The sequence below is a fragment of the uncultured Mailhella sp. genome (assembly GCF_944324575.1).
Taxonomy (GTDB): Bacteria; Desulfobacterota; Desulfovibrionia; order Desulfovibrionales; family Desulfovibrionaceae; genus Mailhella.
Window position 1 is genome coordinate 67265 of record NZ_CALUWV010000169.1, and the last position, 11849, is coordinate 79113.

An 11849-nucleotide genomic window follows, 5' to 3' on the forward strand; every position below is an offset into this window, starting at 1 on the left:
GCACCTTAAAAAAGTGTTGCGAAGCTGGGGACGAAGACTGTATCCTTCTTCTGCCTTATCACTTGTTTCCCCTCTTGTTTTTTACGGTGGTCCCATGCTGGAACAGGATATAGAACAACAGCTCATTGCCAAGCTGACGGATGATCTCAAGTACACCTATCGCCCGGACATTCACGATCGTGCAACACTGGAAGCCAATTTCCGTGCCCGCTTTGAGGAACTGAACCGCGTCCACCTCTCCGATGCCGAGTTCTCCCGCCTCATGGACATGATAATCAGCAGCGATGTCTATCAATCTTCCTGTATGCTTCGTGAGCTTCATACTCTGGAACGGGATGACGACACGCCGCTTTCCTTCACCCTGGTGAATACGCGCGACTGGTGCAAAAACAGCTTTGAAGTCGTCAACCAGCTTCGCATCAATACGGCCAGCAGTCATCACCGCTATGACGTCATCCTTCTGCTCAACGGGATTCCCGTCGTACAGATAGAACTGAAAAATCTTGCCGTCAGTCCTCGCCGGGCCATGAAACAGATTGTGGATTACAAGCATGATCCCGGTAACGGATATACCAGAACGCTGCTTTGTTTCATCCAGTTGTTCATTGTCAGCAACCGCAGCGAAACCTGGTACTTTGCCAACAACAACGATCGACATTTTTCCTTTGACGCCGATGAGCGTTTCCTGCCCGTGTATCAGTTTGCAGACCGGGAAAACAACAAGATCACGGCGCTGGATGCCTTTGCCGACGCCTTTCTGTCCAAGTGCGTGCTGAGCGAAATGATAAGCCGTTACATGGTGCTGGTGGCCTGCGAACAAAAGCTGCTCATGATGCGCCCTTACCAGATATACGCCGTGCAAGCCATCATGGACTGCATACGCCGCAACGACGACGGCAACGGCTACATCTGGCACACCACCGGCAGCGGCAAGACGCTGACCTCCTTCAAGGCGTCAACGCTGCTCAAAAGCAATCCCGACATCGCAAAATGTCTCTTTGTGGTGGACCGCAAGGACCTTGACCGCCAGACCCGGCAGGAATTCAACCGCTTTCAGGAAGGCTGTGTGGAGGAGAACACCAACACGGCCACACTGGTGAGACGTTTGCTTTCCACCAGCTACGCCGACAAGGTCATCGTCACCACCATTCAGAAGCTGTCCCTTGCGCTGTCCGGCAGCAATCGCGCCGCCTATCGTGAACAGCTGGAGCCGCTGCGTCATCAGCGCATGGTCTTTATTTTCGATGAGTGTCACCGCTCTCAGTTCGGCGACAACCATCAGGCTATTCGCGATTTTTTCCCCAACGCCCAGTTGTTCGGCTTTACCGGCACACCCATTTTCGACGAAAACGCCTACTATCAGCAGAGGGAAGGCCAGCAGGCATCCTACAAGACTACGGAAGACATTTTCCAGCGCCTGCTGCATGCCTATACCATCACCAATGCCATTGAAGACCGCAACGTCCTGCGCTTTCATGTGGATTATTTTCGTCCGCAGGGAGAAAATACGCCCCGCCCCGGCACGGACGAGGCACGGCGTGCCGTGGTGAACACCATTCTGGACAAACACGATAAGGCCACTGCAGAGCGCAAGTTCAATGCGCTGATGGCCACCGGCTCCATCAATGAAGCCATTGCCTATTATAATTTGTTCAAGGAAAGTCAGACCGCGCGACAGGCAGATGACCCGACCTTCCGCCCGCTGAACATAGCCTGCGTGTTTTCCCCGCCTGCCGAAGGCAACAAGGATGTGCAGCAGCTTCAGGAAGATCTGCCGCAGGAAAAGGCGGACAACCTTATTGACCCCGAAGGCAAAAAGGCCGCCCTGCGCTCCATCATGGCCGATTACAACGCACAGTACGGCACAAACCACAGCATAGGGGAATTCGACCAGTATTATCAGGACGTGCAGACGCGCATCAAGTCGCAGAAATTTCCTCTTTCCGACGTGCCTCATGCAAAAAAAATAGACATCACCATCGTGGTGGACATGCTTCTCACCGGTTTCGATTCCCAGTATCTGAACACACTCTATGTGGATAAAAAACTGCGCTATCATGGTCTCATTCAGGCCTTTTCGCGCACCAACCGAGTGCTCAACGATACCAAACCTTACGGAAATATTCTCGACTTCCGCCAGCAGCAGGAGGCCGTCAACGAAGCCATCAAGCTCTTCTCCGGCGAACATGCCAACGAAGCGGCCCGCACCGTGTGGCTGGTGGACCCTGTTCCCCTTGTCATCGAAAGATTCCGCGGAGCCGTGGACCGTCTGCGCGATTTCATGGAATCGCAGGGCCTGCCCTGCACACCGGAAGCCGTAACAAAACTCAAGGGCGATCAGGCCCGCGCCGGGTTCATCCGTCTGTTCAAGGAAGTGCAACGCCTCAAGACGCAGCTCGACCAGTACACCGACCGAACCCCGGAACATGACGTCGATATCGAGTCCATTCTGTCCGCCGACGATTTGCAGGCCTTCCGTGGTGTGTACCTGGACACCGCGCATGACATGCGAGAAAAGCAGGACAAGCCCGATGCCGATACGTCCGAGCAGGTTCAGGCGCTGGATTTTGAACTGGTGCTCTTTGCGTCCACGCTTATCGACTATGATTACATCATGTCCCTGATTGCCGATTACACCAGCCAGACGCCGGAGCAGATGAAGCTCACCCGCAAACAGCTTGTGGGACTTATTGCGTCCGACGCCAAATTCATGGACGAACGCGACACCATAGCAGCCTATATCGACACCCTTTCCGCAGGAGAAGCGCTGGATGAACAAGCCATCCGCGAGGGATATCTGGCATTCCGCGATCAGACTCGGCAACGACAGATCGACGACCTTGCCTCCCATCACGGACTGGATGCGGCCTTGCTGCACAAGCTCATACAGACCGTCCTGCAACGCAGTCGTTTTGATGAGGAAGACCTCCGCAGTCTGCTTGAGCCTCTGGAACTGGGCTGGAAAGCCCGGAGCCGCAAGGAAGTGGAAGTCATGACCGATCTGACTCCCCTTCTGCGCCGCCTTGCCGACGGGCAGGAGATACATGGGCTTGAAGTGTATGAAGGGTAGAGAAGAAGCATCCTCTAACATGTCTTTATTCCGTACTTTCTGATCTGATGTCAAATTTTGCTTAATGAAAGGAAATCATATGATTAAAGAATTGAACCCTTCTATACCTTCTTTAAGATTCCCACACTTTAAAGGAAAAATGTGGAATAAAGATTTATTACAAAATATTGCTGCACCTATTACAGACAAAGCAGACTCCTCTTGTACAGATCATGTTTTAACTTTATCTTGTGAATATGGACTTATTATTCAACAAAACTATTTTGAAAAAAATATTGCTAGTTTAAATCTTAGTAGATATGTAAAAATACAAAATAACGATTTTGTATATAATGATAGAGTAACAAATTTATATCCATATGGAACAATAAAAAGAAACACCTTAAACATTAGAGGACTTGTATCTCCAATATATAAATGTTTTCGTTTTTCTACAAAAACAGAACCTGCTTTTTGGCAGTATTATTTTGAAGCTCATTGTCATGAACATGAATTAAAAAATATTATCAATGAAGGTGCAAGAGCTGGTAGATTTAATATATCAATAAAACAATTTTTAAAAATTCCTGTTTTTCTACCAGATAAAGCAGAACAAAAAAAAATAGCCGACTGCCTTTCTTCTCTTGATGAGCTTATTGAAGCCCATGAGCAGAAACTCGACGCTCTCAAACAGCACAAGAAGGGGCTGATGCAGCGTCTTTTCCCTGCTGAAGGTGAAACAACACCTCGCTGGCGTTTTCCCGAATTTAAGAATGCCATAGAGTGGAGAAAGAAATCTTTGGGGGCTATTTGTCACTTACAGGCTGGAAAATTTATAGACTCAACAAAGATATTTCCCATATGGCATAAAGGACTCTTTCCTTGCTATGGAGGAAATGGACTGCGTGGATATGTAGAAAAGTCAAATTATAAAACATGTTATCCTATAATTGGGCGACAAGGTGCATTATGTGGCAACGTAAAAATGCCAACAGGAGAATTTTATGCGACAGAACATGCTATTGTAGCAGAATGTAATAATGATAGCATATCAAATATTTTCTTGTTTTATTTCCTATCAAAACTCAATATTAACCGTCTAGCAATTGGACAAGCTCAGCCAGGCATATCTATCGAAATAGTAAAAAAAATTTCTATCAAACTTCCAGATATCCATGAACAACAAAAAATAGCTGATTGTCTCATCTCCATTGACGAACAAATTGAAGCACAGGAAGAAAAAATAAAGGCATTGAAAGAACATAAAAAAGGTATGATGCAACAGCTTTTTCCTTCGTTATAAGAGTTGAATCATGAGCACCGTCAAAGCAGTCAAAGCACAGTTCGGCACGTCCCAATCTTTGGAACAGCTTGCAACCAATATGCGAGATCTGTTTCAAGCTACTTCTGAAAATGGTCAAAAACTCCCTGAAGTTCTATTGCTCTTTGCCTACAACGGCACTGGCAAGACCCGCCTTTCCATGGAGTTCACACGACAGGGAACCGTGGACGACAAGAGCGATACGCTTTACTTCAACGCCTTCACGGAAGACCTTTTTTCCTGGGATAACGACCTTGAAAACGACGAACATCGGGTGCTGAAGCTCAACTCGGACTCTCGATTTTTCTCAGGTGTGTACGGCATGGAAATGGAAACGCGCGTACGCTCCTTCCTGCATCGCTATACGAACTTCGACTTCTCCATCGACACCGAGACATGGGAAATCTCCTTTTCCTGTGGAGAACAGGAAAACGAAGAAACAAATATTAAAATTTCCCGTGGAGAAGAACGCCTGTTCATATGGTGCTTCTTTCTTGCCATTCTTCAGCTTGTTTTTGATGGCGACGACGCATACTCATGGGTAAAGTATGTTTATATCGACGACCCCATATCGTCGCTTGATGATAATAATGTCGTATCAATGGCCTGCAATTTTTCAAAAATGTTCAAAGAAAGAAACAATAAAGAAATAAAACTTATTATATCAACACATCATGCTCTTTTCTATAATATACTACATAATGAGTTTAATGAAAGAAAAATACATTTACCATATTTTTATTCTATAAATCAAAATGGATACACACTAACCGGCAGCAATGACTCTCCGTTCCTTCACCACCTTGCACTTTTAAAAGACCTGAAAGAAGCCGCAGCCACCGGAAATCTCTATACTTTTCACTTCAATATGCTGCGTGTCATTTTAGAAAAAACGGCGCAATTTCACGGCTTCAAAAAATTTTCAGACTGTCTCGGTGATGCAAAAACGGAAGAGGAAGTGCAGGAAAACGCACGTCTGATAAACCTCATGAGTCACGGCAATTATTCTCTTTTTGAACCTCGGGAGATGGTACCGGACAATAAGGAACACTTCAAAAACGCCCTGAACCGCTTTCTTGCCCGTTACCCCTTCAACCTGGACGCCTTCACTCAAAACTGAACGGGATAAAACATGACCGAACAGATACATAAACTGGGAGCCACGCTCTGGAACATTGCCGACGAGCTGCGCGGCTCTATGAATGCGGATGATTTCCGTGACTATATGCTCTCCTTTCTCTTTCTGCGCTACCTCTCGGATACGTATGAAGACACGGCGCGGAAAGAATTGGGACCGGATTATCCGACAGCTTCAAAGGGGCGCACTCCCTTGCAGATATGGTACGACGCCAATCCCGACGATGTTCCGGAACTGGAAAAGCTGCTGCGCCGCCGTCTGCACTATGTCATTCCGCCGGACTACCTCTGGAGCAATATTGCGGAGCTGGCCCGTACGCAAAGCGAATTTCTTCTGGACACGCTTTTGAACGGCTTTCGGCATATTGAAAACGAATCTTTTGAAAACACCTTCCAGGGGCTGTTCTCCGAAATCAATCTTACGTCCGAAAAACTGGGAAAAAATACCAAAGAACGCAATGCCCTTCTCTGCCGGGTCATCACAAGGCTGGCCGAAGAACTGTCCGCCTTTTCCACGGATACGGATATGCTTGGCGACGCGTATGAATATCTTATCAGCCAGTTCGCCGCAGGTTCAGGAAAAAAGGCCGGAGAATTCTATACCCCGCAGCAGATTTCCAGCATTCTTTCCGGCATTGTTACCTTGGACTGCCAGAACCCTGAGACGGGCAGAAAACCCTACCTCCACAGTGTACTGGACTTTGCCTGCGGCTCCGGCTCCCTGCTGCTCAACGTGCGCAAGCGCATGGACAAAGACGACATCGGCATGATCTACGGGCAGGAAAAAAACGTCACAACCTACAACCTTGCCCGCATGAACATGCTGCTGCACGGCGTGAGCGACTCCGCCTTTACCATCTTCCACGGCGATACGCTGACCAACGACTGGGACATGCTGCGCGAGTCCAACCCGGCCAAGGTGCCGCTGTTCGACGCAGTCGTCGCCAATCCTCCGTTCAGCTATCGCTGGAACCCGGAAGAAGACATGGCCAATGATGTCCGCTTCAAAAACTACGGGCTCGCCCCAAGATCCGCGGCGGACTTTGCCTTTCTGCTGCACGGCTTCCATTATCTGAAGCAGGACGGCGTCATGGCCATTATTCTGCCTCACGGCGTTTTGTTCCGGGGAGGCGTAGAAGCGCGTATCCGCCAAAAGCTGCTGGACGACGGCAATATCGACGCCGTTATCGGCCTGCCCGCCAACCTGTTCTTTTCCACGGGGATTCCCGTCTGCATCCTGGTCTTGAAAAAATGCAGAAGGGCGGACGATGTCCTTTTCATCAATGCTGCGGAGTATTTTGAAAAAGGCAAGCGTCAGAATCACCTTCTGGATGAACACATCGAAAAAATTCTGGAAACCTACCAGTACCGCCGGGAAGAAGAACGTTTCTCCCGCCGCGTTTCCATGGAAGAAATAGGGGAAAACGACTATAATCTGAACATCTCCCGCTATATCTCCACCGCTGAACCGGAACCGGAAATAGACCTCGCCGCCGTCCATAAACAACTGATGGAAATCGACGAACGCATTGCCTCCGCCACGGCGAAGCATAACGCCTTTCTGCGGGAACTCGGCTTGCCGGAAATAGGATAAGGACTAAAACATGGAAAATAATAAAATATCTCCTGAAGAAATAAAAGAAATTGATACTATTATAAATAGTTTTTCATGGGCTAAAAATAGTGCATATAAAAATAAACTAATTAACAGATTTTATGATTTACTTCGAGAGGTAGATAACGATAAGCGTTGGATTATATTTTACCTTTCTAAAAAAATTGAAAATATTGATTTTTTTATGTATGAAAATTATTGTTATGAATTAATAAAAAAAATAAAATACGATTTAAATATATTTGATGAAATTTTTTTAATTCCAATTTTAAAAGAAAGTGATTTTAATAAAGTAAAAAGTTCTCACCCTATTACATATTTTCTTCAATCAATATTTGATATACATTTTGGTCATAACATAAAAAATAAAACAATTATATTAAGTAATATATCATCTCTAAATGAATATAAAAATACAAATACAAGATTAATTATTCTATGTGATAGTTTTATAGGTACAGGAACTCAGCTATCAAATTGCATTAAAACATATGAAAAATTATATAAAAAAGACAATGACTATGTACTTATTTTATCAATTGCTATATTAGAAAAAGGCTTATCCTTGATAAAGGATTTAGGATATCAAGTTATATATGCAACTATGCACAAAAAAGGAATATCAGATGACAACGCATTAAACACTCATGAAGCCTTAGAAGTCATGAAAGCGATAGAAGATAAAATAGAAATACCCAAAAATTATAGATTTGGATATAAAGAATCTGAAGCATTATTAGCTTTTGATTTAAAAGCTCCTAATAATACATTTCCTATATTCTGGTATTCTGGACCAAAAAACAGAAATACCATATTTTTTAGGTGAAATTTATGAGTGAAAAAGACATTCAAATAATTACTGCAATGATTGCTATCATAATAGAAAACAGGGATATTTCTGACATATTCAAAATAGGAGTCGATATATACAAAATTCCATATATATTAAACAGTATGGTGAAAAAAAATTATTGTATATATAAAGATGGAAAATATCATATTACAATGTCAGGAAAAAATTTATTACATCAATATGGATCTCCCTTTACAAAAAAAGAAAAAAAAGTTACTTCTCTTTTTAGTAGAAGAATTCCACGGCAATCGGTAGATGATATTTATCTCCCTGCTGTTCCACCAAATTTGTAGCAATCCTCTAGCCCCCAGCGCAAGCTGGTGAATAGCGAGTCGCTATTCTGAGAAAAAATCCGCTTTACCCTTTACGTCCCATTCTGGGGCTAAAGGCAGAGCTTTACCCCCCAGAATGGGACGTAAAGCTCATAAAATTCGCTACACAACGCAGCGCGTTGCATTGCGCTGCGTTGTGTAAGATAATAGAAGGCAAGTAGAGGATTGCTACATTTTTCTATGAATAATTTTAACGAATACAAACAACAGTTTTTTATTGCATGTCAGAAAAAAGGGCTTACTGAAGATTTTTACTTCAGATGTATTGCCTACGCTCAGCGTCTTTCTAATAAATCTCTACCTATTATTTATGACTATAAACACCTTTCTTTATTAGTTGGTTATGACGTTTATTATCTTTTTGCTGTAAGTAATGCTTCTAGTAAGTTTTACACACATTTTTCTATAGACAAAAAAAATGGAGGCAAAAGAAATATCTCAGCCCCTTATCCTAGTCTATTAGAAATTCAGCGATGGATATTAGATAATATACTAGAAAAATTACCTGTAAGTATTTACGCAAAAGCCTACAGAAAAGGCTTTTCTATACTTGATAATGCACGATTTCATAGAAAACAAAAAAAAGTATTGCATTTAGATATTAAAGACTTCTTTCCATCAATAAAAACTGTAAGCGTATATAATATATTTAGAAATGCAGGCTATTCAAAATCTCTTGCACGTCTTTTTTCCGGTATCTGTACACTAAATGGTGCACTTCCTCAGGGAGCTCCAACAAGCCCTGCTTTATCCAATATCTTTTTTTATCCCATAGATGCAAGAATAGGAGGCTATATTCGTCGACGAGGAATCAGATATTCTCGATATGCTGACGATATGACATTTTCAGGAGATCTTAACATTAAAGAAATAATACATTTCATAGAAAAGTTATTATCCGAATATAATCTTCAAATAAATAAAAATAAAACATCTATAATGAGACAGGAAAATAGACAAGTTGTAACAGGAATTGTTACAAATAAAACTTTAAATTCTCCTAAAAACATAACAAGAGAACTTATTCAATGCGCGTATTATATTAATAAATATGGACTTTATGAACATATGAAACATAAAAATATAACTGATTACAATTATATATACAAATTACTTGGAAAAGCATATCATATAAAATTTATAAATCCTAAAACATATAAAATAGACTGGATAATATCAGTGTTAAAGAATTATATATGTAAATAGTACTATATATTTATATTATTTATCCAGTCGTGCCTATATGCAGTGTGACGTATTACATATAATACGTCACACTGCATATATTTTTTAATATTATTACTTTAACAAAGTAACAACATCTAAATTTTATTGATCACTTCTCAAAAAGTTTGTCAATTCTTCTATAACATTCTTATTCCGTTTATCTAATGTATCTGGAGTCCACGATTGAATATCACAAAGATTCTTTGCAGCTATAACATCAGAATTCTTATATACATCCTTCTTTCGTGAGAAAAACTCATTTTTTGCACTTATATTAAGCTTCTTTTCCAGTACAACAAGATTACCGATTTTATTAACATCATTTTGATATGTCTCTTCCGTCCACCCGTCATAATTATTCCATTTTTTGGGCAGAATATGTTCAATCTGAGCCTCCCACGGTATAAATACTTGGTCAGGGGTAAGATATGCATGAAGAAAGCATAGGCCTCGAAGACTTCTCTGAACTTTTCCAGCCTCCAGAGCTGATTTTATCTCAAAATTATTTTTGGCTAAACTTTCATAATAAAGCTTTTTATAATCTTTTCCATGCCATATATTAGCACATACACGAAATATTACATCTTTTATTGTGTTAACTGAATTATATATTATAGATTTTACATAACAGTATCTAATAGTATCTTGAAGAAGTAATGAATACTCTTCTACTTTTTCCTTAGTGAGTTCACCGTCAGAATTCAAAAATTTAAAGAGAAATGTATAAATTGGATATTGCCAATATTGATTAGGATAATACCAAAGGATCTGGAACCATTTACAAATTTTATATTTTATACAATATTCACAAGATTCAACATCAGGACACGCTCCTTCATGGTAATTAATACAGGAATCAATTTTTTCCATATCATGTATAACGGTCTTCCAGTCTTTCAAACGCAAATTTGTTGATAGAAAGAATGGCCTTAACCCTATTTCTTTATCAGTAATTTTATCTTTTGCTCTTAAAATATACATATATATTCTGAAAATATCATTATAATCATTTTCTATTTCATTCCATCTTCTAATAAATTCCTTTGAATTTTGTCCAGCATTTTTATGGAGCTGAGCTTTAAATATATCAATATCGCTTAAGCTCATACCGCGATTATTAATCGTTTCAAATATGGTTAACGCATCATCAAGATCTCCGCACTTAATAGGTAATAAGACGACATTATTTAATAGAACACGAATAAACTCTTTAAGTTTTGTTTTGTTTGCCCCCAAAGAATCAATCCATTTTTCAAGACACTCGCTAAAAAGTTTATAATTTTTTGCATACAGCGTGTCTGAATCTATTTCTTTTTTTACAAGTACATTTTCAAGATTTTCTCTTTCTTCATCAATCACGTTTGATATAATGCGAAGTTTTTCTGTATTTTCTCCTGTTTCATCGTCAAAAATAAATAAACATCTTTCAAGACTATTAAATGTCATAACTTTTTCAAAAAGAGCACGCATTAATAGCGACAGAGAAATCAACCTTTGCTGACCATCTACAACACAGTAATTCCCATTTTCTTCATAAAGTACAATATTACCTAAAAAATATTTATCATTATTTGTCGATTTCGATTCAAAAAAGCTGTAAAGATCTTCCCACAGCTTCTCACACTCATCTTTTCCCCATGAATATGGTCGCTGATATTCCGGTATAAAATATATATAAGTAAAAACTTCCTGAAGCGTCTGAGGAGTAGCCTGCAATGCTTCCATATTACTCTCCTTTTTGAGATAGACAAAAATTTACTTTTTATTCTAGTTAATAAGAAAAACAAAATCAATACACTCAACCTATTAAGCTAACAACTTGTTTCACCATTATATTTTATATTTCCCCTAAAAATAAAACTTAATTATGTTCTTCCCGGTCGAGCGGGACGGTCGCCCACGCTTCACGACGTGAAGCATAGTGGGCTATATCTTCGACCTGTGCGAAGATTTCCCGCCGACGCCTTACCTCATTCTCGTGCCACGGACGGTCATTGCCTGCCGACGCTCCCTATCCCGAGCGTCCTGCTCCTGCCGCTGCCGTTCTTCTTCCTGGTGCTTGAGCTGTTCGGCCCGCTTGCGCTCCACAAACTCAAGATGCAGCGGTCTGATTTCCGGCAGGAGCAGAAATTCCCGATAGCCGGCCATGATTCTCTTCATTTTCTTCAACTGAGATTCCAGCGCCTCTTTTTCCTCATGGCTTTGTTTCCTGTGGGACGTGTATTCCGCTTCAAGGCGTGTCTGTTTTTTGCGCAGCGAGTCCACTTCCCGTTTCAGGATTTCCTTCTCTGTCTGGACAAGATGCTTGACGGCCA

At 41.6% G+C, this 11849-nt stretch carries 8 protein-coding genes and 1 pseudogene; 7 read left to right on the plus strand and 2 right to left on the minus strand.

Annotated elements, in window-relative coordinates; genetic code table 11:
- Positions 1 to 94: 94 nt before the first annotated feature.
- The 7 genes from Q0J81_RS11385 to Q0J81_RS11415 all read left to right on the plus strand — a co-directional run bounded on the left by Q0J81_RS11385 (position 95) and on the right by Q0J81_RS11415 (position 9513).
- The gene (locus tag Q0J81_RS11385; protein WP_294447984.1) at positions 95 to 3070 is read left to right on the plus strand and encodes a type I restriction endonuclease subunit R; all 2976 of its coding nucleotides are present in this window, start codon (positions 95 to 97) and stop codon (positions 3068 to 3070) included.
- A gap of 79 nt (positions 3071 to 3149) precedes the next feature.
- Complete coding sequence (locus Q0J81_RS11390) at positions 3150 to 4352, plus strand: restriction endonuclease subunit S (RefSeq protein ID WP_294447985.1); 1203 nt, start codon at positions 3150 to 3152, stop codon at positions 4350 to 4352.
- 10 nt (positions 4353 to 4362) lie between these two features.
- A complete protein-coding gene (locus Q0J81_RS11395; RefSeq protein ID WP_294447986.1) occupies positions 4363 to 5490 on the plus strand; it encodes an AAA family ATPase in 1128 nt (375 codons plus the stop codon).
- A 12-nt stretch (positions 5491 to 5502) separates the two neighbouring features.
- A complete protein-coding gene (locus tag Q0J81_RS11400) occupies positions 5503 to 7101 on the plus strand; it encodes a type I restriction-modification system subunit M (RefSeq protein ID WP_294447987.1) in 1599 nt (532 codons plus the stop codon).
- Positions 7102 to 7111: 10 nt separating this feature from the next.
- Positions 7112 to 7948, plus strand: coding sequence for a hypothetical protein (locus Q0J81_RS11405; RefSeq protein WP_294447988.1), 837 nt, complete (start codon positions 7112 to 7114; stop codon positions 7946 to 7948).
- Between the two features lie 5 nt (positions 7949 to 7953).
- Positions 7954 to 8268 (plus strand): hypothetical protein, encoded by a 315-nt coding sequence (locus Q0J81_RS11410; RefSeq protein ID WP_294447990.1) that lies wholly within the window; start codon positions 7954 to 7956, stop codon positions 8266 to 8268.
- A 219-nt stretch (positions 8269 to 8487) separates the two neighbouring features.
- Positions 8488 to 9513 carry a retron St85 family RNA-directed DNA polymerase gene (locus Q0J81_RS11415; protein ID WP_294447992.1) on the plus strand — a complete coding sequence of 342 codons (1026 nt, stop codon included), beginning with the start codon at positions 8488 to 8490 and terminating at the stop codon, positions 9511 to 9513.
- 123 nt (positions 9514 to 9636) lie between these two features.
- On the opposite strand, the gene Q0J81_RS11420 is transcribed toward Q0J81_RS11415, so the two are convergent.
- Positions 9637 to 11259, minus strand: a complete 1623-nt coding sequence (locus Q0J81_RS11420) for a DUF262 domain-containing protein (protein ID WP_294447993.1) — start codon at positions 11257 to 11259, stop codon at positions 9637 to 9639.
- Positions 11260 to 11499: 240 nt separating this feature from the next.
- A pseudogene (locus tag Q0J81_RS11425) lies at positions 11500 to 11849 on the minus strand (plasmid recombination protein); the annotation flags it as partial.